The organism is Nostoc sp. 106C, assembly GCF_002154725.1.
Taxonomy (GTDB): Bacteria; Cyanobacteriota; Cyanobacteriia; order Cyanobacteriales; family Nostocaceae; genus Aulosira.
This window is the reverse complement of sequence record NZ_MTAW01000036.1, coordinates 16,076-42,356: the sequence shown is the minus strand read 5'-3', so window position 1 is coordinate 42,356 and position 26,281 is coordinate 16,076. Positions and strand designations below refer to the sequence as shown.

The 26,281-nt window shown below is 44.6% G+C and carries 20 protein-coding genes; 11 read left to right on the top strand and 9 right to left on the bottom strand.

The features are described from left to right. The first annotated feature begins 17 nt into the window (after positions 1 to 17). The 6 genes from BV375_RS01710 to BV375_RS01685 all read left to right on the top strand — a co-directional run bounded on the left by BV375_RS01710 (position 18) and on the right by BV375_RS01685 (position 5,143). On the top strand, positions 18 to 887 hold the full coding sequence (locus tag BV375_RS01710) for a ferritin-like domain-containing protein (RefSeq protein ID WP_086756611.1): 870 nt from the start codon (positions 18 to 20) through the stop codon (positions 885 to 887). A gap of 133 nt (positions 888 to 1,020) precedes the next feature. Beyond that, positions 1,021 to 1,713 (top strand): phosphorylase, encoded by a 693-nt coding sequence (locus BV375_RS01705; RefSeq protein WP_086756575.1) that lies wholly within the window; start codon positions 1,021 to 1,023, stop codon positions 1,711 to 1,713. Positions 1,714 to 1,847: 134 nt separating this feature from the next. Continuing rightward, positions 1,848 to 2,426, top strand: a complete 579-nt coding sequence (locus BV375_RS01700) for a Uma2 family endonuclease (RefSeq protein ID WP_086756609.1) — start codon at positions 1,848 to 1,850, stop codon at positions 2,424 to 2,426. Positions 2,427 to 2,504: 78 nt separating this feature from the next. Next, entirely contained in the window at positions 2,505 to 2,729 is a 225-nt protein-coding gene (locus BV375_RS35700) for a hypothetical protein (RefSeq protein ID WP_143841949.1), read from the top strand. A 31-nt stretch (positions 2,730 to 2,760) separates the two neighbouring features. Next, positions 2,761 to 3,162 (top strand): sugar ABC transporter permease, encoded by a 402-nt coding sequence (locus BV375_RS01690; RefSeq protein ID WP_086756571.1) that lies wholly within the window; start codon positions 2,761 to 2,763, stop codon positions 3,160 to 3,162. Between the two features lies 1 nt (position 3,163). After that, positions 3,164 to 5,143 (top strand): SUMF1/EgtB/PvdO family nonheme iron enzyme, encoded by a 1,980-nt coding sequence (locus BV375_RS01685; RefSeq protein ID WP_086756569.1) that lies wholly within the window; start codon positions 3,164 to 3,166, stop codon positions 5,141 to 5,143. A 293-nt stretch (positions 5,144 to 5,436) separates the two neighbouring features. Here BV375_RS01685 and BV375_RS01680 read toward each other — a convergent pair whose 3' ends face one another. Next, positions 5,437 to 6,606 carry a glycosyltransferase gene (locus tag BV375_RS01680; protein WP_086756566.1) on the bottom strand — a complete coding sequence of 390 codons (1,170 nt, stop codon included), beginning with the start codon at positions 6,604 to 6,606 and terminating at the stop codon, positions 5,437 to 5,439. Positions 6,607 to 6,706: 100 nt separating this feature from the next. On the opposite strand from BV375_RS01680, the gene shc reads away from it, so the two are divergent. The 3 genes from shc (at position 6,707) to BV375_RS01665 (ending at position 10,185) form a co-directional block, all read left to right on the top strand. Next, a complete protein-coding gene (shc, locus tag BV375_RS01675) occupies positions 6,707 to 8,626 on the top strand; it encodes a squalene--hopene cyclase (protein ID WP_086756564.1) in 1,920 nt (639 codons plus the stop codon). Between the two features lie 131 nt (positions 8,627 to 8,757). Beyond that, positions 8,758 to 9,153: a carboxymuconolactone decarboxylase family protein gene (locus BV375_RS01670; RefSeq protein WP_086756561.1), complete on the top strand. Its 396-nt coding sequence runs from the start codon at positions 8,758 to 8,760 to the stop codon at positions 9,151 to 9,153. A 186-nt stretch (positions 9,154 to 9,339) separates the two neighbouring features. Then, a complete protein-coding gene (locus tag BV375_RS01665) occupies positions 9,340 to 10,185 on the top strand; it encodes a class I SAM-dependent methyltransferase (protein WP_166507347.1) in 846 nt (281 codons plus the stop codon). A gap of 321 nt (positions 10,186 to 10,506) precedes the next feature. Here BV375_RS01665 and BV375_RS01660 read toward each other — a convergent pair whose 3' ends face one another. The 4 genes from BV375_RS01660 to BV375_RS01645 form a co-directional block, all read right to left on the bottom strand. Further along, positions 10,507 to 14,085 carry a PAS domain S-box protein gene (locus tag BV375_RS01660; protein ID WP_166507346.1) on the bottom strand — a complete coding sequence of 1,193 codons (3,579 nt, stop codon included), beginning with the start codon at positions 14,083 to 14,085 and terminating at the stop codon, positions 10,507 to 10,509. Then, positions 14,082 to 14,372, bottom strand: a complete 291-nt coding sequence (locus BV375_RS01655; protein ID WP_086756554.1) for a helix-turn-helix transcriptional regulator — start codon at positions 14,370 to 14,372, stop codon at positions 14,082 to 14,084. Before BV375_RS01655 ends, BV375_RS01660 begins: the two co-directional genes overlap by 4 nt. A 236-nt stretch (positions 14,373 to 14,608) precedes the next feature. Next, a complete protein-coding gene (locus BV375_RS01650) occupies positions 14,609 to 16,540 on the bottom strand; it encodes a S9 family peptidase (protein WP_086756552.1) in 1,932 nt (643 codons plus the stop codon). 256 nt (positions 16,541 to 16,796) lie between these two features. Beyond that, the gene (locus BV375_RS01645) at positions 16,797 to 18,272 is read right to left on the bottom strand and encodes a GTP-binding protein (RefSeq protein ID WP_086756550.1); all 1,476 of its coding nucleotides are present in this window, start codon (positions 18,270 to 18,272) and stop codon (positions 16,797 to 16,799) included. A 209-nt stretch (positions 18,273 to 18,481) separates the two neighbouring features. Between BV375_RS01645 and tpiA the strand changes: the two genes are divergently transcribed. Together tpiA and folP are read left to right on the top strand one after the other, a co-directional pair. Then, positions 18,482 to 19,207 (top strand): triose-phosphate isomerase, encoded by a 726-nt coding sequence (gene tpiA, locus BV375_RS01640; protein ID WP_086756607.1) that lies wholly within the window; start codon positions 18,482 to 18,484, stop codon positions 19,205 to 19,207. A 120-nt stretch (positions 19,208 to 19,327) separates the two neighbouring features. Then, positions 19,328 to 20,182: a dihydropteroate synthase gene (folP, locus tag BV375_RS01635; RefSeq protein ID WP_086756548.1), complete on the top strand. Its 855-nt coding sequence runs from the start codon at positions 19,328 to 19,330 to the stop codon at positions 20,180 to 20,182. Here the strand turns inward: folP and BV375_RS01630 are convergent. From BV375_RS01630 to BV375_RS01615, 4 genes are all read right to left on the bottom strand, one after another. Further along, entirely contained in the window at positions 20,179 to 21,021 is an 843-nt protein-coding gene (locus BV375_RS01630; RefSeq protein WP_086756546.1) for an SPFH domain-containing protein, read from the bottom strand. The two genes, folP and BV375_RS01630, sit on opposite strands and share 4 nt — an antisense overlap. Before the next feature lie 395 nt (positions 21,022 to 21,416). After that, positions 21,417 to 23,060, bottom strand: a complete 1,644-nt coding sequence (locus tag BV375_RS01625; RefSeq protein ID WP_086756605.1) for an alpha/beta hydrolase — start codon at positions 23,058 to 23,060, stop codon at positions 21,417 to 21,419. Between the two features lie 121 nt (positions 23,061 to 23,181). After that, on the bottom strand, positions 23,182 to 24,681 hold the full coding sequence (locus BV375_RS01620) for an SLBB domain-containing protein (protein WP_086756544.1): 1,500 nt from the start codon (positions 24,679 to 24,681) through the stop codon (positions 23,182 to 23,184). 465 nt (positions 24,682 to 25,146) lie between these two features. Then, complete coding sequence (locus BV375_RS01615) at positions 25,147 to 26,133, bottom strand: ABC transporter ATP-binding protein (protein ID WP_086756542.1); 987 nt, start codon at positions 26,131 to 26,133, stop codon at positions 25,147 to 25,149. Positions 26,134 to 26,281 lie beyond the last annotated feature (148 nt).

Below are 26,281 nucleotides of genomic sequence, written 5' to 3'. Positions count from 1 at the left end.
CAAAATGGAACTTAGAAATGAAACTTGGATCTTTTGAACACAAGGAATTATTCTGCCGCAGCTTTTTAGATAGCCATTTGGAGTATGAGCCTGAGCATCTGCCCTGGCCTGACTTGAATGATGCAGATCTTGCTCGTCTGCAAGCCATTCCCTTTTGGGAAAAAGCACTTGATATTGAACGAGAAGCTGGCGCAATGGTGAGTAGTTATGCAGCCACTGTGACAGATCCCCTGTTACATGAAGCGATCGCTCTCCAAGCTAGAGAAGAATCGCGCCACGCCCGTTTGATCGAGACACTAATTGACCGCTATGGCATCGAAATGTCGGAACGTCCTCCTGTGGAAGTACCGCCAAAGATTGAGCCAGCCTTCACAACCTTTGGATTTGAAGAGTGCCTAGATTCCTTCTTTGCCTTTGGGCTGTTTGGAATTGCCCGTGACGCTAAAGTATTTCCAGAAGCACTTTTCACGATTTTCGATCCAATTTTGGACGAAGAAGCACGTCATATTGTCTTTTTTGTCAACTGGTTCACATACATCCAAATTAATCGCGGTCAAGGATTTTTACCTCTGCGGATCGTTAGAACTCTTTGGTACTATGGCAAAGCACTGAGTAATTTAATTACCGCCTTTGGCGATTCCGATCCTAGTGGTACTGGTTTTACCGCTACTGGCGCAAGCACTTTCACCGACGAACTCACACTAGAAAAGTTTCTGGGAGTGTGCATTCAGGAAAATCATCAGCGGATGAGTAAGTATGATTCTCGTTTGCTACAACCGCAATTGATACCTCTGCTTACTAATGTCGCTTTCCGCACTCTCCAATTATTACCTCAACGTAAGCCCCAAAGTGTAGAGAGAAAAGGGAATTGGGGAATGGGAGGATAAGGGAAAGGAGTGTGGGAAGTGTGGGGAGTGTGGGGAGAAATGAGATAAGGAAGACAAGGAGGATAGGGGAGACAAGGGAGCAGGGGAAGAAATGCTCAATGCCTGATGCACAATACCCAATGACAAATGACAAATGACAAATGACATCCATGTAATTCTTGTGCCTCAGGGAGCAGAGTACAAGGCTGTGTGTCGTGGTTTACGCCGTGTCACTTCAACGCCAACTGTAGTTCCTATTCCTGTGGGAATAAAACCTTTGACCACATATCTGCACGAATTACCAGAGGATGGGCGGTTTCTGAATCATCCACAGGCGAGAGTGCTGCTTATGGGTCTGTGTGGTAGTTTGTCTCCCAGCTACCCTGTGGGCAAAGTCGTTTTGTATGATAACTGTGTTTATCAGGGGAAGCTTCAAACTTGTGAAGCTAGATTCACAACTCAGTTATACTCAGCACTCAAAACTCATAACTCAGCACTAAATTTAGTTAAGGGACTAACAAGCGATCGCGTAGTTTGTTCCGCTGCGGAAAAACGCCAGCTTGGTGAGACTCTAGGGGCTGATGTTGTAGATATGGAAGGATTTGCCGCTTTAGAGTTTTTCAGTGCGGTGGGGGTATCAGTGGCAATGTTACGTGTAGTTAGCGATGATTGTCACCACGATATTCCTGACCTCACATCAGTAATCAGCCCTGATGGTTCCCTGCGTTCTTTACCCTTAGCATTGGCATTACTTCGACAACCTATTGCTGCTAGCCGTTTAATTCGAGGTTCCTTACAAGCATTGAAAGTATTGGAGGAAGTAACCGGAGTATTATTTTCTGATTAATATCTGCCTCGTGAACAACAAGATCCCCGACTTCTTCAAGGAAGTCGGGGATCTGAGCAAATCGGACTTTCATCAAGCGAGAATATTTATAGATGTGCAGCGCAGTCGGTGAACAAAAAACGGGAACTACCCTTATGACACCACTTACATTAAATCTCAATTCTGTAATTAAACTGACTTCAGAAGAGTTTTATCAGCTGTGTCAAGATAACCCTGATTTGAAGCTAGAACGTAATGCCGCAGGAGAACTAATTATCATGCCGCCTACTGGGGGAGAGACGGGAAAACGTAATGTTAATTTAATTCTTCAGCTAGCACAATGGAATGAACAAAACCAACTCGGAGAAGTTTTTGATTCTTCTACTGGATTTACTTTACCAAATGGGGCTGACCGTTCTCCTGATGTTTCTTGGGTTGATAAAAGCCGCTGGAATTCTTTAACTCAAGAACAAAGAGAAAAATTCATTCCTCTGTGCCCTGATTTTGTAATTGAAATACTTTCACCTTCAGATAGGTTGCAAAAAGTTCAAAAAAAGATGCAAGAGTATCTTGAAAATGGCTGTCGTCTGGGTCTGTTGATTAACCGTAAAAAGCAAGAATTAGAAATATATCGTCCTCATCAACAAGTTGAAATTTTGCCAGCACCTCAAACCTTTGCCGCAGAAGATGTGTTACCCGGATTTATCTTAAATTTGCAGAAGATTTGGGAATAAATGGAAGCAATTTTATAAAAATAACTACCATATCGGGATTTTGTCAGACATAACCCTACCTAATTTAGCGATCGCACTTTGCATATTGGCAACAGCATTGATGTCCATCGCGGCAGATGCGATGTTGATCGCGGCAGATGCGATGTTGATCGCGACAGATGCGATGTTCATCACGCCAGATGCGATGTTGATCACGGCAGATGCGATGTTGATCGCGACAGATGCGATGTTCATCATGACAACTTGAGCGATCGCACCCCGCGTATTGTCAAAATTACCGAAAATAACCGATACAATCGTTAAAAAATACTATTGAAACTACTTAGGCATTCACATGGCAACGATATCTAACGTTCAGGTGACACTTTCTCTAGCTGGGCTGGATTTAGACGATGAAGATTTGCAAGCAGAAGTAGAAAATTTGCGCCCGCAGCTAGAAGAAGTAGATGGCGTAGAAGCAGCAGATTTAGTAGCCGTGGAAAATACACCTAGAAGTGCAAAGGCTTTCGGCGGTTTTTTGTTGGGATTGCTAAATTTAGAAGTTAATCCTGCAAATATCAAGAGTTTGTTTAAATTTCTGAGCGATCGCTTCGGCAACAAACCCATTAAACTAGTAGTCAAAGGTACTGATGGCAGAGAACTTAATCTCGAAGCCAGTAGTCGGGAAGAGTTTGAATTTGCTTTCCAGAAAGCACAGGATTTTTTAAACAATACACAGAAAACACAAGACAGCTAAGATGGCGAAGGTAGCACTGCTGATAGGGATTAGTGAATATGAGTCAGGATTAGATCCCCTACCAAGCGCTGTCAAAGATGTGGAAGCGATGCGGCGAGTTTTGCTCAACCCAGAAATGGGTGGTTTTGCTGAGGAGGATGTCACAGTACTGAAAAATCCTCCACGGCAAGAAATGGAAGATGCTATTTATCATTTATATGCCAATCGTCAAAAAGATGACCTGCTGCTTTTCTATTTTTCTGGTCATGGTGTGAAAGTAGAGGAAGGTGATTTTTATTTTTCAACTCGCTACACCCGAAAAAATCAGGGAAAGTTGATTCCCACTTCAGCCGTAGCAGCGACAAATGTACACAGTTGGATGAACCAGAGCAAATCTAAGCGACTGGTGGTAATTTTAGATTGCTGCTTTAGTGGGGCTTTTGCCAAGGGTTTAACGGCTAAAGATAGCGGTACTATTGATTTGCAACAGCATTTAGGCGGTGAAGGTAGAGCAATTCTCACAGCTTCCACTTCCACACAATATGCTTTTGAGTCTGATGGCTTGGAACTTTCAATTTATACCCATTATTTGGTAGAAGGAATTGAGAAAGGTGCAGCAGATATAGATGGCGATGGCTGGATTTCGGTAGATGAATTGCATGGGTATGCGAAAAGCAAGGTGCAAGAAGCATCTCCTGCCATGACACCAGAGTTTTATCCTATTAAGGAAGGTTACCGGATTTTTCTGGCTAAGTCGCCTAAGGATGATCCTCAGCTGAAATATCGCAAGGAAGTGGAACGCCGCCTTAATCGTGGCAAGTTTACCATACCCGCCCGTCGCCTATTAAACTCATTGCGTCTCCAATGGAAGCTTGATGATAAGATTGCTGATGCGATTGAAGCTGAAGTTTTACAACCATATCGGGACTATCAACGGAAATTAGCCGAATATGAAGCAACTCTAATTGAGACAATTAAAGATGAGCCTACACTGAGCAAAACTACTCTCAACGATTTGAAAGATTATCAACAACATTTAGGACTGAGAGATGAAGATGTTGCGCCAATAAAAGAAAAGATTCTTGGTCAACCAAAAAACCTTACCCCCGAAAACCCTCCACAGGTGCAGGCAAAAACCATTAAAGATGTAGAGTCAGCGAATCAGTTTGAGTTTGAAATAGTGATAGTCAATGCTCAGGGAAAACCCATCTACCGCAGTCAGGAACGCACCGAGTTTTTTACAGAAAGCCTGAGTAATGGCGTAGTTCTGGAAATGGTTGCAATTCCTGGTGGTAAATTTCTCATGGGTTCCCCAGAGAATGAGCCAGAACGATATGAGTCTGAAAGCCCTCAGCACATTGTCACCATTCAACCATTTTTCATGGGTAAATTTCCTGTTACTCAGAGTCAATGGCAAGCCGTTGCTGCTCTTGATAAGGTAAATATTGATTTAATTCCCGACCCAGCCAAATTTAAAGGTGCTAATCGACCTGTTGAGCAGGTGTCTTGGGATGATGCAGTTGAGTTTTGCGCTCGACTCTCAAAAAAGACAGGGAAAACCTATCGCTTACCCAGTGAAGCTGAATGGGAATATGCTTGTCGTGCAGGAACAACTACACCATTTTATTTCGGCGAAACGATTACGACCGATTTAGCAAATTACGAGGGAAACTACACATACGGCCAAGGACCAAAGGGTGAATATCGTAAGCAAACAACAGATGTCGGAACATTTCCTGCCAACCTCTTTGGTTTATTTGATATGCATGGTAATATACGGGAATGGTGTCAGGATGAGCGGCACGAAAATTATAATGGAGCGCCAACAAACGGCAGTGCTTGGTTAAGTGGCAATGATAATCAATATCGGCTGATACGTGGTGGTTCGTGGGATAGCTTTCCCGGGATTTGCCGTTCGGCGGATCGCGTCTATTTCGCGCGTGACCTTAGGGACAACGACGTGGGTTTTCGGGTTGTGGTGGTTCCGGGCAGAGCTTATTAGCACTTTACACTCTTTCCCTTTAGCTCTCTACCCTTGTTTTCTTTTCCTTTCTTAACCCTTTCGCGCGAAGGGCGATAAATTTTTTTAGCGACTGGTGCGTGGTAGTTTGTGGAAGAAAAATCCCAGGAATTGCTGTTTAGCGAACCGCAACTATAACGCGCATGACAAGAACTGGTGAATAGGAATTCATCGAGCGTACCAAAATGGATGGTAGGGGTACGGCATCCGTAGACTTTCGGTAAAACAGACATTTTATCGGTGCCGTGCCCCTACGAGTGAATATCATCTTGTAATCAACCAGGGTAAACGCGACCTTTCCAAGCACCGCCGCGCCCTTGCCAGTGACGTATAGCTGAATCTATGGTCATTAATGTATAAAGAAAAGAGATCGCAGGTAGGCAAAAAGCTAGCCAGGGAGGACATTTATAAAAGCGGATAGTAGGAAAGTAAGCTAAGGTCATCAATAGCCAAGCAGATAAACCAACAAGAGCGATCGCCCAATTTCCTGTCAAACCACCTAAAATAGCAGCGACAGGTGGAATTAAATAAATTAAAGTCATAGCTACGACTGTGCCAACTAATAGCAATGGAGAATAATTTAGTTGGGTGTAAGCAGTACGCGCCACCATATCCCATACTGTATCTAGCGTGGTATAAGGACGTAAACTCCGAGTTAAAGTACTTAATCCTAGCCAAATATGTCCTCTACCATTTTTGCCTAACTTGACTGCATGAGCTAAGGCACAATCATCAATTAAGGCTTGGCGAATCGCTGCAATTCCCCCAATGCGCTCAAGTGCTTGTTTGCGAATCAAAATAGACCCGCCAGCAGCAGCAGCAGTGGCATTTTTGGGATGATTAACCCAGCGGAAAGGGTAGAGTTTTTGAAAGAAAAAGACGAAAGCTGGAATTAAAAGTCGTTCCCAAAAGCTTTCGCATCTAAGGCGCACCATCACCGAAACTAGGTCTAAATCTTCTTGTTCAGCTTTTGCTACTAGTCGGCGAAGACTGCCCAAGTCATGTTCAATATCTGCATCTGTAAGTAAAAAATAATCAGGTGTAAATTCAGTAGCTATTTGAATACCTTGCTCAACTGCCCAGAGTTTGCCACTCCAACCAGGCGCTAGGGATTTGCCGGAAATAATATGCAATTTTTCGGGTTTATTCAAGGCGCAAGCAACCCCTTGCGCAAAATCGGCTGTGCCGTCGGTGCTGCGGTCGTCTACCAAAAAAACGTTAAAATCACCAGGATAATCTTGAGTTAGCAGCGATCGCAGAGTGATTGGCAGTAAATCAGCTTCGTTACGCGCCGGAATGACCACGCAAATCCTCGGCGAAGATCGTAGCGGTATTTCTGTCGCTTCTAATTTCTGATCAGATCGCCAAAACTGCCCCCGTAAACTCAGTAATCCTATCCAAATCACTAAAGATAAAACTGTTAGCGCTAATACAAATCCCACCATGACTTGTTGCCCATTCTCAATGCCTCAGACAGGATACTATGTCTGCTGATTATGGGAAAATATTTTTCACCGTTGTGGTGTTGAGGTGGAATAGTATTTGATGCAAACTCAAGACAGGGTAACAGTCAATCAAGTCGCAGCGGCGATCGCAGCCAGTCAAAAATATCTGCTGTCAATTCAAAATCCGGCAGGTTACTGGTGGGCAGAGTTAGAATCTAATGTCACTATTACTGCTGAAGCTGTCCTTCTGCATAAAATTTGGGGAACAGAAAGCACCAGACCCCTACATAAAGTTGAAACCTACCTGCGTGCTCAACAACGGCAGCATGGAGGCTGGGAACTGTTTTACGGGGATGGAGGAGAACTGAGTACCTCGGTGGAAGCTTACATGGCTTTGAAACTGTTAGGTGTTCCCGCCACCGATCCAGCAATGCTCAAGGCTAAAGCCTTTATTCTCCAACGCGGTGGCATCAGTAAAACTCGCATCTTTACTAAGCTACACCTGGCCCTGATTGGATGCTATGACTGGCGCGGCATTCCCTCACTACCGCCTTGGATTATGCTTCTGCCCAATGCTTTCCCCGTCAATATCTACGAAATGTCGAGTTGGGCGAGATCGAGTACTGTACCGCTGTTGATTGTCTGTGACAGTAAACCTGTGTTTCAGATTGACCCAGCTATTACTGTAGACGAACTTTATGCTGAAGGACGCGATCGCGTCCAGTGGGAATTACCTCGTAGTGGCAATTGGACTGATTTATTTATCACTCTCGATCAAGGATTTAAGTTGGCAGAAAGCTTGAATTTCGTTCCTTTCCGCGACGAAAGCATCAAAGCCGCAGAAAAATGGATTATCGAACGCCAAGAAGCTACAGGTGATTGGGGTGGGATTATTCCCGCCATGCTCAATTCTCTGTTAGCTTTGCGCTGTCTAGGTTATGACCCAGCCGACCCAATTGTAGAACGGGGATTAAAAGCAGTTGATAACTTTGCGATTGAAACCGCAGATAGCTACTGCGTCCAACCTTGTGTTTCCCCAGTTTGGGATACAGCCTGGGCAATTCGTGCTTTAGTAGATTCTGGTTTTGCTCCAGATGATCCTGCTGTAGTGCAAGCGGGAGAATGGTTAATCAACAAGCAAATTCTTGATTATGGTGATTGGAATGTCAAAAATCGCCAAGGAAAACCAGGTGCTTGGGCATTTGAATTCGACAATCGCTTTTACCCAGATGTAGACGATTCTGCTGTTGTGGTGATGGCGCTACATCAAGCGAAACTCCCGAATGAAAAATTAAAGCAAGCAGCGATCGCCCGCGGATTGAACTGGATTGCTTCCATGCAGTGTAAACCTGGTGGCTGGGCAGCTTTTGACCTCGACAACGATCAAGAGTGGCTCAACGCTGTACCCTATGGCGACTTAAAAGCCATGATTGACCCGAACACAGCAGATGTCACCGCCAGGGTACTGGAAATGCTGGGTGCTTGTAACCTATCAATAGATACCCAGAATTTTGAAAAAGCGATCGCCTACATTCTCCGCGAACAAGAACCCGAAGGCTGCTGGTTTGGTCGTTGGGGAGTAAATTATATTTATGGCACCAGTGGCGTTCTCTCGGCTCTAGCTTTAGTTGCGCCTCTAACTCAAAAAAATAGTATCGAAAAGGGAGCAGCTTGGTTAGTTGGTTGCCAAAACCCTGATGGTGGCTGGGGTGAAACTTGCCGCAGCTATGACGATCCTAGCCTTAAAGGACAAGGCACTAGTACTGCTTCCCAAACAGCTTGGGCTTTAATTGGGCTAATAGCAGCAGGTGAAGCTACTAACAAATTCGCTCTTGATGCCATTGAAAAAGGAATTAGCTACCTGTTGACAACCCAAAAGCCTGATGGCACTTGGTTTGAGGCAGACTTTACAGGTACAGGCTTCCCCAGCCATTTTTATCTGAAATATCACCTCTATCAACAGTATTTTCCTTTAATTGCACTCGGTCGCTATCGCTCAGTTTTAAAAACTAGGGACTAGGGATTGGGGAGACAAGGGAGACAAGGAGGACAAGGAATGGGGGATGAGGGATGAGGGAAATAATAACTAAGACAAATGCCCAATGACCAATGACAAATGACCAATGACAAATGACAAATGACAAATGACAAATGACAAATCTAATCGAATACGAAGACGCTAGCGATGAAGTGCGGGCTGTATATGACGACATCCGTGCCACGCGCCAGACTGAATATATCAACAATTTTTGGAAAGCGATCGCCAATCATCCTCCAACGCTGCAACGCACTTGGCAAGCAGTCAAGGAAGTGATGACTAGTCCTGGTGAGATTGATCCACTGATGCGCGAACTAATTTACATCGCCGTGAGTGTAACAAATAGCTGTGATTACTGCATTGCCTCACACAGTGCCTCAGGACGTGCTAAAGGCATGAGCGATACTATGTTTGGTGAACTGTTGGCGATCGTTGCCACTGCGAATATGACCAATCGCCTTGCTGATGGTTATAAAATTCCTGTAGATGAACAATTTAAGAATCACTAAATCAAGTAGAGCGATCGCAGTAAGTTCTCAATGTTGTAAATCATCCCAACCTAGACGAGTCAGCTAGGACTCGTCTAGGAACGGGGTGGTATTGGTGAATACATTAACCCTAATTATGTCAAGTTCGCTGTACAGCAGCAGAGCGAGGGAGAATAATTTATAGCTGTAATTTAAGGAATTAATCTAGTGTCATTATCTGATTTTGATAGCCTGCTTTCAGATGAGGCTTTAATCCATTACGGAAGTGGCCACGAGCAAGAGCGGTTATCACGAGGTACAGGTGTGCTGGAATTAGCTCGAACCCAAGAAATTCTCAGCCGTTACCTACCTGCTGCACCTGCGGTTATCTTTGATGTTGGTGGTGGCGCTGGTATTTATTCTTACTGGCTTGCCCAACAAGGCTATGAAGTTCATCTTATTGATGCGGTTGCTATGCACATTGAGCAAGCTCAACGCTTTGCACAAACGCAACCAAATTATCCTCTAGCTAGTTTGGCAGTTGGAGATGCTCGTCAATTAAATCGGGCAGATGATAGTGTTGATGCTGTTCTTCTACTTGGGCCTTTATATCACTTGACTGAGCGTACAGATAGAATACAGGCTCTGCGTGAAGCTCACCGCATTTTAAAAAGTGGGGGTTTTGTCTTCGCTGTGGGAATTTCTCGCTTTGCTTCGACCTTAGATGGATTATTTCAAGGTTATTTAGATGACCCTGAATTTGTGAAAATTGTGCAACAGGATTTAATTGACGGTCAACACCGCAACCCAAATAATCATCCTGCTTACTTCACCACAGCTTTTTTACATCATCCTGACGAACTTAAAGCCGAGATTGAAGCAGCAGGTTTATATTATCAAAGTACATTGGCTATTGAAGGGCCAGGCTGGTTACTACAAAATTTTAAAGAACATTGGAATGAGCCAGTTCGTCGCGATCGCCTTCTGGAAGCTATCCGTTGGCTAGAAACTGAACCATCTGTGTTGGGAATGAGTGCTCACATCATGGCTGTTGCTCGTAAAAACGCAGTCTAACTATACCTAGATTTTTTCAATAGACTTCTTGCAAAAATGCTAATCAGCAAAAAAGGAACCACAGATAAACACAGATGAACACCGATATTTATCGGTGTTCATCTGTGTTTATCTGTGGTTTGATATTCAAAATTTTGACTTATGCAATAGGTCTAATAATCAAATCCGATTCCTATATGACCCGATTAAATACTTTGCTGCCCTATAAAATCAAGACTTATACCATTTCACTTCATGCCTAATACAAATGATTTGTCCCTAATTCTTTCTCCCTGCTCCCTGCCAACAAAGCGATAGGATATTTTTTAAGTTGGAAGTCCTTTAGTTGCGTTCTAGCAAGTTTGCGATCGCCCTCACTAACTTCTCTGGCTCTACAGGTTTGGTAATGTGAGTTTGAAATCCTACCTGAAGTGCTCTTTTTCGGTCAATTTCTGCGGCATAAGCAGTCAGTGCGATCGCCCGAATGGTTCCTCCTTGATTCGGTGGGCGAGAGCGAATCTGCTGCATCAGCATATAGCCGTCCATCTGTGCCATGCCTATGTCACTCACTAGCACGTCAAAAGTGAACTGCTCTAGAGCTTGCAAAGCTTCTAAGCCAGAAGCAACATCTGTTACATTTGCCCCGCTTTGTGACAGCACAAATGCTTGGAATTCGCGGGTATCTGGCTCATCATCCACCAGCAAAATTTGAACGCCGTTTAAAGGCACTTCTGCTTCTGTCTGGGTGTGGATTGACTCGGATGCGTTGAGCTTTGCTCTTGCCTCAGGCATCGCTGTTGTCTGCTGCATGAGGGGCAATTGCACAATGAAGGTTGCGCCTTGATTCTCACCCTGACTTTCTGCTGTAACCGTGCCTCCGTGCATTTCTACAATTTGCCGCACGATCGCTAGCCCCAACCCCAACCCGCCAAATTTGCGTGTCGTTGAGCTATCTTCTTGCCGAAAATACTCAAATACATGGGGCAAAAACTGTGGATTGATGCCCTTGCCAGTATCAATTACCCGAATCTGAGCTAGCCCGTCGAGTTGCCGCAGTTCAACCGTCACTTGTCCGCTGTTGGGTGTGAACTTCACCGCATTGGTAAGCAAATTCCACACCACTTGTTGCAAGCGGACTGCATCGCCAGAAATCGGAGCGATCTCAGAGTCAAGATCGAGAGCGATCGCAATATTTCTTGCTTCTGCTGCCAAACGCACCGTTTCAACTGCGGCAGAAATCACAAATATCAAACTGACCGGAGCCACTGTTAAGCTGAGTTTGCCCTGCATGATGCCGGAGATGTCGAGCAAGTCTTCGATTAGTTGCGTCTGTAGATTGGCATTGCGCTCGATTGTTTTTAAGGCTTCGACTCTACGGGCTTCGCTCAGGTTGCCGTTTTGTAGTAAGCGCGCCCAGCCCAATATCGGATTGAGAGGCGATCGCAATTCATGGGACAGTACCGCCAAAAACTCATCTTTGATCCGGTTGGCGCGATCGGCTGCCTCTCTTGCAGCTTGTTCGCGGGCAAGGAGTTGTTCTCGTTCTGCCTGAATGCGTTTTTGCTCAGTGATATTGAGCACAGTGCCGACAAAGCGTTGTGGATTGCCGGCAGCATCAAAGTAAGCCTGTCCTCTGGCCGCAATCCACCGTTCAACTCCATCCTGAATCCCGATCGTGCGATATTCTACGTCATACTTGCCGCTGCTTTTTGGATTCAAAGTCCATTGCAGCACCTGTTCTAGTCGTTCGCGATCGTCGGGGTGCAGTCCGGCAAAAAAGACCTCAATGCTGCTGTTGGCTTCTGGTGGTAAGCCAAACATGGCTTTACAACCCTCATCCCAAATCAATTGGTTGGTAATGAAATTCCAGTCCCAGGTGCCTAATTGGGCTGCTTCGATCGCCATGCGGAAGCGGTTTTCACTGTCGCGCAGAGCTGCTTCGGCGCGGGCGCGTTCGATCAGCGGAGCGACACGCGCCGCAACGTTTTCTAACAACAACATCTCATCCGCCGTCCAATGGCGCGGCTTGTCGGAACTGACTCCGATCGAAGCCACCCAACGCCCTTCACGGACAAACGGTGCGATGACGTAGGATTGCAGATTAATGAGCGTGTAATTGTCCGCAAAATCCTTTGTCCACGGATGTGTGTTCACGTCGTCAATCCCGAACGGTTGACGTGCCGCTGTTTCCCACCATTCCTTCGCGCCGAAAAGGGCGAGGTCATAAGTTCCGGCAAGATCTGATCCGTCGAGCCGCCAATCGGGTAAAACCGTTACCTGGCTGCCGCCCGGCGTGACATCGAGATAATAACAGCGATGCCCGTTCAAAAACGTTCCAACTTCGCGCGTGACGATGCGGTTAATTTCCACCGCATCCTTCACCGTGCTGAGTCTTCGGCTTAACTCGGTCAAAAACTCCACTTGTCGTTCGGCTTGTTTGCGCTCTGTGATGTTGCTGAAATAAACGGTGATACCGTTTGGAGCGGGGTAGGTGCGAACTTCGTACCAGCGATCGTGATCCGGGTAAAACGCGGTCATTGACCCAGCCACACGATCTTGCATGGCGCTCCAGTATACCTGCGCCAACTCATTGCCAATCAGTCCTGGATATTCTACCCACAAATTCTTGCCAACTAAATCGCCTGGAGTGCGATCTAGTAGTGTTTCGGCAGATGGATTCATGTAAGTAAACCGCCAGTTCTCATCCAGGGCAAAGAAAGCTTCGGCGATGCTCTCCAGAATATTCCGAGTCTGTTCCTCGCTTTGGCGCAAGGCTGCTTCTACCCGTTGGCGATCAGTGATGTCTCGCGTTACGCCTGCCACTGCTTCTACTGCGCCATTTATACCCAAAAGTGGCACGAAAATGTATTCATAAGCGCGTGTACCGATGGCGCTAGTGTAGCGTGTTTCGTCTTTGAGCGGCTGGCGCGTGGCGATTACCTGTTGAATCTGTTGCTGAAGTCTGGTCGCTAAATCGGTTGGATAATCGAGTTCAAAAAAGTTCTTTCCCAAAGCTTCATCCGCAGTTTTCTGCCAAAGATTGAGCAACGCCGGGCTGATATAGGTGAACCGTCCCGCCAAATCAAAGGTGTAAACAAAATCGGGAATTGCAGCGACGATCGCGTCAAACTTTCGCAGTTGCCGTTCGAGTTCGGCGCGGCTCTGGCGTGATGCTGCTTCGGCACGGGCACGCTCGACGGCTGCCCATGTCTGCTCTGCTGTTTCCTCGACTCGTTTCACCTCGTCTTCCGTCCACGGGCGAGGGTTTGCCTGATGCACCGCTAGCAAGGCGACAAATTGATTGTTTTTGATCAGAGGCACATCAATATGCGCGGCAATATCGATTGCTAGATACCTTGCCTTCTGGCTGGCTGTGTATTTGGGGTAGTTTGCCACATCAGGAACGATCGCCGTTTGCCCCGCTTGATGGTCATCTGTTAGGTTGCGCCCAAAGTCTTCTAGATGGTACAGTCCGCTCAATTCGGCAACACCGTTCGTGTAGTTTTTATGAACGATAACCTCTTTGCCGCCCGGTAACACTTCAATGTAAATGACGCGGCTTGCGTCTAGAGACTCGCCTAAAATGCAGGCAGCGATCGCCTGAATCTCATTAGCATCAGTCAGCAAACGTAGCGCATTGGTGAGCTTGACTCGAAACGCATCGGCTTGGGCAGCTTGACGTAAGGCATCTGTTGATGTGGTAACCAGCAGCAGATCGGATTCTAGCTGCGTTTTTTCGGGCGGCTTGGCTCGATCGAGTTCTGTCAACAGAATCTGCACAGCCGTTTTCAGGCTGTCCGGCCAGGCTTCCACAGCCCCTAGCGGCGTTTGTGACCAATCGTGCGATCTCAACAATGCACCTATCTCGCCACCACCAACAAAGAGGTTTTCAGCCCAAGCTTTGTGTTCCTCTGCCTTCATGCTTGCAGATCCTTTATCGGAAAGTATTTTTCTCGAATTGTCTGACTGCATTTCCGTAAGGCGGCATCAGGGAACTCAGATAATTGGTTTAGCAGAGTGTGAATTTGCTTAAGTGCCAAATAAGAAGGAGCCGTATGTCCATTGTCCCAGCAAGCGATCGTTGGAAATGTGACACCAAGTTGAGTCGCAAACTTCTCCTGTGTCAGCTTCAGGGTTTGTCGGAGTTCCCGAATCAATTGACCCACGGCTGGTTGTTCAACACCAAGGTAATCCTGATGGAAAGGCATACGACTCAAACTTTATAAAGTCCTTTATTTCTATAAATTTTGGTTAGTTTTGGCAAATAGACAATCCATCTCAAGACTTAGACTGTTTTTTTGCAATTCCGTTAGCAATGCTCAATCAAATTTACGTTATTCAAAATTTCACCAATTACATCTAAGTAAGTGGTAGAGAAAATTTATAATTATCTAATAAATAATTAAGCAGAAGAATTAGAGTTAAATTTTACACCTTGTGTAGTCTAACTAAAGTTTTCAATCGCTACAGGTTCAACAGATTCAGCCAATTCAAAGCCAAAAATCCGCGAGTAAAAGTAGAGTTCCCCTTCCAAAGAACGCTTGATATTCTCGGCTCTGCGAAAACCATGCTGCTCACCTTCAAAGGGAAGGTACGCTACTGGTACACCCTTAACTCGCAGTGCTGTCACCATTGCTTCTGTCTGGTTGGGTGGTACTACTTCGTCTTCCAATCCTTGGAAAAAAATCACCGGCGAAGCCAGACGTTCGGTAAAATTGATCGGCGATCGCTTTTGATAAATCTCGCGCTGTTCTGGATAAGCACCAATCAAGCGATCTAAATATCTTGACTCAAATTTATGGGTATCTCGCGCTAAGGCTTCTAAGTCACTAACTCCGTAGTGGCTGGCTCCGGCTTTAAAAGTATTGCGGAAAGTTAAAGCACACAGGGTTGTATAACCACCAGCACTACCACCAGAAATTGCTAGGCGATTACCGTCTACTTCTTTTCGTTCTACCAAGTAACGCGCACCATCGACACAATCATCGACATCAACAATTCCCCACTGACCATCTAATCTTTGACGGTACTCCCTTCCATAGCCAGTGCTACCACCATAATTTACATCTAAAACTGCTATACCGCGGCTAGTCCAGTATTGAATGCGAAAATTCAAACTACTCCCAGCTGCGGCTGTTGGCCCACCGTGGCTTTTGACAATCAGCGGCGGTTTTTCCGCTACAGGAGCAGTGTAATCTTGATTTTGCGGTGGATAATATAACGCATAGCCTGTCTTGCCATCGGCTGTCGGGTATTCTATTGCTTGGGGTAGTGAAAGATAACCAGCCTCAATCTTCACATCACTAGCGCGGCGTAGCACTTCCAGCTTTTTACTTGTTAAGTCTAACTGCACAATAGCTGTCTGCTCAGTTGGAGAACCAGCGATAAAAACCACTTTACCAGGGGCTGTGTGCAGTGAAGATATGTCTGTGTATGGGTTTGGCAGAGATTCTAGTTGTTTTGTTTTAGTATCGAGACTAGCTAAATGCCAAATGCCTTGCTGAGTATAAGTGCAGATGATGCGATTTGATGACTCAAAATCATAGGTACGCATCCCTAACACCCACAGAGGCTTACCAAACTCCGCCTTCATTTGAGTCAACGGTTCCACGCTCCCATTTTGCCAGCGATAAAAATTCCACCAGCCTGTGCGATCGCCTATAAAATACAGTGTGCCATCTGGTGACCACTGCGGCTGAAAGATAGATTCGTCTAAACCACCTGCGACTTGTTGAGCTTGTCCTAAAAATCCGTCTGCTTGTATTTCTGCTACCCACAGTTCGGTGCCATCCCAGGGCATATTAGGATGGTTCCAAGTCAGCCAAGCCAAGCGAGAACCATCAGGACTGAGGCGAGGTGAGGCATAAAAATCGTTACCCTCAACTAGTTGCTGTGGTGTGCTATCTTCTGTCAACCCTAGGCTAACCACTGTGTTAACAGCTTCTCTTCCAGCAACGGTATGATCTTCGCACACGCAAATAATTCGCTGGCGTTGCTGGTCAAAGATTGCGTCTGCATAACGTTTAGCTACTTCTGGTGTGATGGGTTGTGGTTCGCTATCAGCAGATTGACGATAAAGCCGTTGGTCGGCAAAGTTAGAAAAGTAAACTGTGCCATCAACTACACAAAAAGAAGCTCCGCCATATTCATGAACACGGGTACGCACGTTGTAGCCAGCAGGCGTTACATCCTGAGTTTGACCATCTTTCAACCGTACAATTACATTCCTGCCTTGTTCTGATGGTCGCAATTCGCTCCAGTAAATGTCTTCACCATCAAGAACAACTTGCCCTAACCCAATAGTTTGGGAAGTGATCAAATCTGTTGTAATTGGCGATCGCCAAGCTCCATAAGATGCTATCTCTGGTTTAATCATGCTCTAGCTGCCTCCCTGCTTTCAACATTTAGCAAGCGTGTAGACGCGTTAGCGAAGCGGTAGCGACGTACTCCTACGGAGAAGCAAGCTACGCGTAGCGTCTCCCCTTGGGAGAAGGAGCGTCAGCGGCTTGTCGTCAGACATCGCATTTTGCGTGCAGATACAAAACTCTACCATACCTAACAATATGACTACCCAACACAACAAAAAACCTCGGCTGTTAAACCAAGGTGAGTAGGAATAGTCCAAATCTCAATCAATTTCTCAGTTTGACCTTGTAGAGCAATTCCTCTTTAATGCGGTTGAGAATAGAAGCTTCATCTAAAGTTGCCAAAATCCGACTGATTACTGCTTTGGGCCCATCAGGTCCCCAAGTCGCACCATTTGCTAAATAAGCTTTAGTAACTTGTCCAATACCATAGGATGAAACACCTGCTACACCACCTTGAGTTACTGCTACTGATATATAAGGCCCAATGGCAGCACCAGCAGTAGCTGATGCAGAGATACCAAGTAAAGTTTTTAACCCACTTAATCCCAAATTTGCCAGTAGCTCACTGACACCGATACCACCCATACTCAAAGCAATTTTTTGGAGCAATTGCACAGCCCCAGCTTCGGTCATGGGAATACCGTAGAGTTTAGATAGACCTAAAATTAGAAAAATATCAATGGTAATGCTACTCAATATATCTACTACAGTGACAGGATTGAGCGCGATCGCTAATGCCTTGGTCATGACAGCTTTCCAAATTAGCTGATTGGCATTCTGCTCCCGAATCATTAATTTTCGCTGCACTAATTGCTCATTCACTATATCCGCGTAAAGCATGGTATTCAAAGCTACCAAGGCTTTGCCCTCACGGTGCAGAATCTCCAAGATTTTCAGCTTCAGTTCTTCGACTTGGGCATTACCTGTACGCAACTGTAAACCCCTGCTGCCATCAGGACGAAGAATCGCCGTTTTCACCAAGGGTGATGCAGCCGCCATGACAATTTCTAAGGGTGAGACTAATTCTTTTACCCTTTCATCCCGAATTTTGTGGTAGATTGCCATCCTGTCTGCTTCTGGGTACTGGTCTACTTTGTTAAACACCAGAATTATTGGTTTACCAGCTTCCCGTAACTGCGAAAGAGCAATTTGTTCAATTTTGGTCATGTCACCAGAAATCACAAACAGAATTAAATCTGCTTGTTTTGCCACCTGTTCAGCTAATGCTGCACGGGTATCACCATCAATTTCATCTAATCCTGGTGTATCAATTAATTCCACCTGAGATTGCCCTACGGCTGGCAGAGTAACTCGCAAAGTGCGTTCAGATTCACCAATTGCTTCCTCGTTAATACTCCAATTAACTCTTTGGGCATCCCGAGTCACACCGTGTAGGGGACCAGTTTCAAACACAGGTTGCCCAACTAAGGCATTAAGTAAAGAAGATTTACCCCGTCCCACCATGCCAAAAGCCGCAATCTGCACCACCATGCGGTCTAACTTTCCTAGCATGGTTTCCAAATCATCAATTTCTGTCTCTAAACCGCGCTTTTCTTGGGGGGAGAGGTCGAGATTGGCTACCAAATTTCGTAATGCTGTTTGTGCCTTTTTATAGTTAAGTTCCGTCTGAATATCTTCAAAACTGAAAATGGCACTATCTAGTTCTTCCTCCCAGTTCAGGGAATTGGTATCAGTATTGGGCGAATTGCTGTGATGAGGTTCGGGCAATGTGGAATTCATGTGAATTTTAGATTTGAGATTTTGGATTTACCTCGTATCCGATCCTAGTTTGTTTTAGCAAGGGTTTGGGACAGGAGAAATAAAAGGGACATTGCACCTACAAAAGAGGTTCGGCTGTGGTTTCCGTAAATAACTCAAGAATTTGGGGTGCAAAATGTTCTAGAGTGAAAAATGCATCTAGTAGCGTTAGGAACTTGACTAAATCACCTGTGCGGAAAATAGTTATTGCTGGTAACTGGAAAATGTTCAAAACTCAGGCAGAGTCCCAAGATTTTTTACAGGGATTTTTGCCCCACTTAGAGGAAACTCCCCAAGAGCGAGAAGTTATATTGTGCCCTCCTTTTACTAACTTAAGCATTTTATCCAAGAGTTTGCACGGTAGTCGTGTACAGCTAGGGGCGCAAAATGTCCACTGGGAAGAATATGGAGCCTACACTGGTGAAATTTCTGGTCCCATGCTCACAGAAAGTGGTGTACGCTTTGTGATTGTCGGTCATAGTGAACGACGACAATATTTTGGTGAAACAGACGCAACTGTTAACCTCCGCCTCAAAGCTGCGCAAAAGTACGGTCTTACCCCAATTCTATGTGTAGGCGAAACTAAACAACAACGAGATGCTGGGGAGACTGAAGCACTAATCATCAGCCAGTTAGACAAAGGCCTGGTAAATGTCGATCAAGATAACTTGGTGATTGCCTATGAACCGATTTGGGCAATTGGGACTGGTGACACTTGTGAGGTTACAGAGGCAAATCGGGTCATTAGCCTAATTCGCAGCCAGTTGAGTAATCCTCATATGTCGATTCAATATGGTGGCTCAGTTAAGCCCAATAATATTGATGAGATCATGGCTCAACCAGAAATTGATGGTGTTCTAGTAGGAGGAGCCAGTCTAGAACCTGAAAGTTTCGCCAGGATTGTGAACTATAAGTAGCAAAAATTGGGCATCGGGCATTGGGCATTGGAAATTGCTATTTTTCCCTGGTCTCCCTTGTGCCCCTCATCTCCCTCATCCCCCATCCCCTCTACTCCCATGCCCCATGCCCTATGCCCTATGCCCAATAACTTGATACTTCGGGAACGCTGTTTCCAATGGGGGCAGCAGACTTATCTAATGGGTGTATTGAATGTGACGCCCGATAGCTTTAGTGATGGCGGTAAGTTTAACACTACCACTGCGGCTCTAACACAAGCACAAGCATTGGTAGCAACTGGTGCTGACATTATTGATGTGGGTGGTCAATCAACTCGGCCAGGAGCAGAGCAAATAACTCTTGCTGAAGAACTGGAGCGAGTCCTACCAATTGTGCGAGAGCTAAGATCGGAAATTAATATACCGATTTCTGTAGATACCACTAGAGCAGATGTAGCTAAAGCATCTATTGCGGCTGGTGCTGATATGATTAATGATATTTCTGGCGGCACGTTTGACTCTGAAATGTTACCGACAGTTGCAAGTTTGGGCGTGCCTATTGTGCTGATGCACATCCGGGGTAACCCGCAGACTATGCAACAACAAACTGATTATCAAGATTTAATGGCAGAAATTTATAGTTTTCTAGCAAAGCAAATTGCAGCTGCAACGGCTGCGGGTATAGATCCACAAAAAATTATTATTGATCCTGGTATTGGCTTTGCTAAGAACTATGAACAAAATTTAGAAATTTTTCGCCGCTTGCGGTCATTGAGAGCGCTCAACTGCCCTATTTTAGTAGGACCATCCCGTAAAAGTTTCATTGGCCGGATTTTAAATCAACCAGATCCCAAAGCACGAGTCTGGGGAACAGCGGCGGCGTGTTGTGCTGCCATTGTTAATGGCGCTGATATCCTCCGAGTTCATGACGTTAAAGAAATGCGTGATGTGTCGCTGGTTACCGACGCAATATGTCGGCAGTCAGTACAAGATTAAGTAGCACCATTTCCAGAGTTCTTGCCATTACCTTCAGTATTAGTTGTTTCAGCAATCACCTCTTTCATCAATTCACCACTTTTACCTGGATCTACAAAGACAACTTTGGCATTCTGGCTTTCTCCCAGTCTGTAGCTAGCATTTATGTAGTCTTGAGCAACAAGATAACGGAGAATTTCTTTACTTTCAGGATTGGTACGTAAAGCCTCAGCAATTATCTGCATTGAGGTCATAGTTCCTTCGGCTTTCTTAATTGCAGCTTGCCGTTCGCCTTCTGCTTCGGAAACGAGTGCGCGTTTTTTGATTTCAGCGGCGCGCTCTTCTTCCATTGACTTCCGTACACTTTCAGGTGGCGTAATGCTTTGAATATCTAACCGAATAATCTCAACTCCCCAACCTGACGTTGTATCATTCAACTGGTCTAAGATGGCTCTGTCCATTTCGGATCGAGAGACATTGGTTTCTTCTACTGTATTCTGAGCAATGATTTCCCGCAGGGTGGTGTGAGCCAGCTGTACAAGTGCTCCTTGAAGGTCATCAATTGCATAAAAGCTCTTTTCTATATCTTTAATACGCCAGTAAAGGATAGCATCAACTTCCAGATAGATATTATCTTTAGTAATTACGTTCTGGGGTTTGATATCTATAAACTGTTCCCGTGTAGTATCTTCCATGACAATCTGATCGACCAAGGGAACAATGAAGTTTAGCCCAGGACTAAGCTTTCGATGGTATCGCCCTAATCGTTCTACCAAGGCTACATTGCCTTGATTAATCAGTTTTGCAGATCCTAAGGCATAACCTATAAGCGCTAAGACAATAGCAATGATTGGCTCCATATCTGCTCCTAATTTAGCTTTTGGAGAAATTTTAGTTTAAAGGACATGGTACTATCTTGTCCTATCTCTAAGTCTAATGTTTTGCATCTGTAATTTTCCGAACACCAACAGCAACATCCGCTCGCAAGTCGCAGTTCGCCTTGTGCAGTTAGGAGAGTTTGGCTGAATGCGATCGCTATTAAAGCACCTAGATTACATAGTGGCAAGGTATAACTTCGTAATTACAATAGTTTTCAGCTATACCTTTGTATTTTCTGGGCACTGATTCAGCGATCGCAGATTTAACTTTCACAGATGATGTTTTCCAAGCAGAACGCACAAATATAATTTTAGTTATTCAAATTGTGATATGTCGTTATATAGTATACGAGATACTTATCTACTACTTAAAACTATTAATTTGGCACAAAACTCAGCCAGGTTTTGATACTTCCGGGTAAATCAGAATTAAAACGTAAGGGTAATTCAGGTGTAGAAAGAGATTGGGCGTAAGCCGATGTCAGAAACGGTTGGTAAACTTTTGCTTCTGAAGTTGACTGTTTAACAAAAGCTAAGGTGACACCACGAATCAACTGGCGTAGGGAATTAGTTTCTTCGCCGCGCTTTTCTTTAACAATAGTAGTGACTGTACTAACGCTATAGGCGGGATCGCTAATACTTAAGTGAGTACCACCAATCGCAGTTAATAAATACTTGGGACCTCGCAGTTGGGTAAAAGGTGCTATTTGGTGCTTTAATGCTGGGGTCAAGGCATCTTCGGTTCCAGTTAAAAATAATACTGGCTTGGTAACTTGATTTAGACCTTTTTTACCAAAGAGTTTGCCGATTAAAGGGTTAAAGGCGATCGCACTCTTGACTCGCTCATCTTTTAACTGAAGTTTTTGCTCTTTTAAAGGAGCTGCTGCACATTGCAACCAATCCCCAGGAGATTCGTTGAAGGAGAGAGAAGTTTTACAGAATTGCCGTAATTCCTCTAAATCGACTTCTGTGCCTAACAACGCTAAAGCAGTATAACCTCCCAAAGAGTGACCAATCACAGTGACATTTTCGGTGTTAAATTTTCCTTGAAATTGCCCTGATTGATTATTGAGCTTCGCTAGTTCGTTGAGCAAGAAACTGATGTCTTTCGGTCGTTCAATAAATTCAGTAGCGGGTAGCAGTTGCGCTAAATTGTCTGGTTGTGAGCCTTTATTCACAGAGCTAACCTGGCTATCTGGATGTTCAATGGCTGCAACGGTAATGCCGTAAGAAGCGAGATGACGCGCCAAATAGCCAAAAAATTTGCGGTTGGCACCAAAGCCGTGGGAAAGCACAACCAGTGGTGTTTGGGTGTTACCTTTACTCCAATAAATATCTACAGGAATGATTCTTTTGCGTTGCTGGTCTGCTAGAGTCAGGGTTTGCTGCTGCACTACTTCTTTGCCAATAGCAGCTGGATCGAAGCTCGGTTGAAAGACTGTAGTGTTTTTTACGAACAGATCCCGTTCTAATAAAGCTCCCAAGGCTTGGCTTTGTAGGTAATTAGCGTTAAATTCTATGGCGATTTTAAGAGCTTTAGTTGCATCTATGGTGACATTCTCTTGTGGGTAAGCTCGCAAAAATCCAACAGTACTTAAACCGTTCACTTGACGTAGAGAGAGGTTAAGCGCTGTTTGCAGTGCTTCTACCGTACTACCTGGTATGGCTACTCCTAGGGATGCAATTAATTGTTGACCTTGTGGCGATCGCACCAAATCATCGAAGAATTTGTCTGCAACATCTGGATCAACGTCCAGACGTTGATTGAGCAATTCTCGTACTTGGGGGGTCAGTAAGACACCATAAATTTGGAGGTTGTCAGGCAGTTTTCCTGTTTTGGCAAATCTTTCTAAGTCAGCGATCGCTATTGATTGCTGAAATGGGCCTAAGCGGATAGTAACTTTTTGGGCTGCTAAAGTAGAGGGCATTCCTACACCCCAACTTAGAGCAATAGTCATGCTGCACAGTAACCCTTGCAACCAAGATATTTTACGTTGCTGTCTACCAAGCCGAAAACGCATATTAGCCATTAGTTATTAGTTACTAATAGTTCATAACGCATAACTTTGACTGGTTAAGATTCGCTTTTGTTGCAGTCTGGGGGCAAAATCGTTAACCAATGCCCCCAGTTTATAGTTAAATCTAAAATCCGGTAAATAAAGTTCTAAGAATACCAAAGACAGAACCGATAGGATTGAACAATACACCAAGGGTGTCACCAGTCCTAGCTGTACCATTACGGCTGACTACCACCACATCATTATTGCGGAGTATCGGATTGGTTTTCTCATTGATTCCTTGAGAGAAATCTACTTGTACTACACGTTTAGTCACAGAACCATTGGGGTTAAGACGAATCAAATCTACAGCACCGCTTTTAGCTCTAGCATCGTTAAATCCGCCAGCAGCAAGTAATGCTTGATTTAACGAACTATTCGGCTTAATTTCTACAGTTCCAGGTTTCTTGACTTCGCCTACCACACCAACTTGAATGCTTGTGGGCGATAAGGTAGTAGTAGCTAATTGAGTAGCTTCTGCAGGGTTAATCTCGGTGGCGGTAGGTATAACAATTGTATCTCCGTCTTGGACGATGACATCTTGATTCGCATCACCACTCTGCAATAACTGCCAGAGATTGACATCTATAGTTTGTTCTGTACCAATTCTTGTGGGTCGGCGCAGCTTGAGACTACGAATATCAGCTTGTGGTGTGATTCCCCCAGCTAGTTGAATTGCTCGTGTTAAAGTTGGCAGACCACTGCCGACGGTACCGCCACCTTGACCATCTGTACTACCAGCTGATACAAGATACGATCCAGGACGGTTAACTTCGCCAATGATTGCTACTGTACGTGGTTTGGTGGGGTCAGAAGCAAAGTTAGCTGCAAACAAATTACGTGCTTCTGCTACGTTGAAGGTAGTTGCAGTTGGCACAACAATTGTGTCACCATCACGTAAGGTAATATCCTGTCCGATTCTGCCTGATTGGATGAGTTCTTTCAAATTTAGTGAGACTGTTTGCTCACCAGAACGCCCCAGCTTGCGACGTAATTGAACTTGAGTTACATCTGCTGCCAATGTTACACCTTGAGCTGTTGTGAGTGCAGCTAATACTGTTGGGTATTGTACGCCTGGATTATTTCCGGCTCCTCCCTGTAAGCTGAGAGTGTAAGCCCCTGGGCGTGTCACTTCCCCTGCTACAAAAATATTTATTGGACGAGGTGATAACAGGTTAACCGAAATTAGAGGGCGTTTGAGAAAGCGGGCGTATCTTTGAGCAATGTCGTCAGCAGCCTGTTCGGTAGTTAGCCCTAAAACCGAGACACTACCGATTAAAGGTAGATTGATCGATCCACCAGGGGGAATTTGGTATTCGCCAGTATATTCTGGTACTTCAAATACGTTTACACGTATGAGGTCACCGCCTCCTAATGTATAATTTGTATCTATATTAGACGATACTGGCGGTGTTGTTGTAGTAGGTGTTGTTAACTGAGTATTAGGTATTACTGGTCTTCTATTAGGTGATACTGGTTGTCGCTGAGCTAGGCTGGCAGATGGCGCAGCGACATTGACAGCCGTTAACAAGACCACACCCAGACTTGATTGGGTGAGTATTTTCAGCAAACCTGTATTAAGCATATTTACCCGAGACTCTGAAACTACAATTGCTAAAGTACTGTCTAAACATTTTAATCGTGACTATACTGAATTACTCAAGTTCCCCAACATTCTTATTTTCTTAGAAAAACTTGACCTTCCGGAGGAGTATTTACTGATTAAGTTTGAATTTTTAGTAAAGCTAACTTAAAGTTTAAACACTTTGAATACAAAATGGTTGTAAATATTCTTATAGAGTCAAGTTACATTTTTTGCAGACTGTATTAGCGATCGCTACTAAAAATTTCCCCTAATCCTCTGATCCCTTACCTAACTGCTACGTATTTATAGCAAGCTGAAAGTAAAGTTTTGGAGAATTAAGCGCAATTTCGCCACAAAATTAGTGCAGCTAGACAAAATTCAAAATCCAAAAACTTTCTATCGAGATTATTTGCAATATTTTGAGCTAGAAAATTGATATCTACCGTACAATCTTAGCGATCTAAATTATTTAATAGAATGATTTTTTTGTTGGATCTGTTGAATGAAAAACTCTTCTAGGGAGATGCGAGACAAATTCATAGCAATCACTTGTCCTCCCATGAGGCGGAGACTTGCAAGAAAATCATAGTAATTCTCTTGTTGTAGGGTACCTTGCCAAGAACTATCAGGCTTAAATACTATAGTAGGCATCCATTGTTGAAGAAATTCTTCATCGCCACCTAAACCTTTGATGTGATATGTGCTTGAGCTTCCTAAAAGTTCGTGAAAGGAACCAGTACAAATTAATTCACCCTGGGCGAGAATAGCAACGCGATCGCAAAGTTGTTCTACTTCACTAAGAATATGGCTGTTGAAAAAAATTGTCTTGCCTGCGGCTTTAAGTTTTAGGATAATTTCCCGCATTTGATAGCGTCCTACAGGATCAAGACCAGACATTGGTTCATCTAAAAAGATCAACTCCGGATCGTTAATTAGTGCTTGTGCCATGCCCACACGCTGTAACATTCCCTTAGAGTAGCGACGCATTTGTTTCTTACGGGCATCAGCTTGAGATAAACCGACTAATTCGAGCAGTTGGGGAATACGTTGGCGTTGAACACTATAGGGAATTTGAAATAGCCCTGCTGCTAGCTGTAAAAATTCCCAACCAGTGAGATAGTCATATAAATAGGGATTTTCTGGCAGGTAACCAATGTACTGTTTAACGCTGCGATCGCCTAATGGTTTACCCAATAATAATCCTCGCCCAGAAGTAGGACGGATAATTCCCAGCAATAGTTTTAACAAGGTAGTTTTACCAGCACCATTCGGTCCCAGTAACCCAAAAGTTTCTCCTTGGTAAACGGTTAAAGAGCAACTTTTGAGCGATAAAACTTTTTGATGCATCCAAAAGCCAGTACGGTAGACTTTTCGCAACTCAGAAGTTAATACTACTGGCGGAGTATTAGGAGTATTCAGTTGAGAATCAGGAGCGTCTGCAACAGACTTCATCTCGGTTCCATGCACCTTTAGGCAGTAACTTGGTATCAATTACAGATTACCCATTGGTTACCAATAACTAACACTGGGTTAAAAATGGGACATGGGGCATTGCGCATTGGGCATTGATAGCAGTGGAAAGCTTTTTTATCTTCTTCCC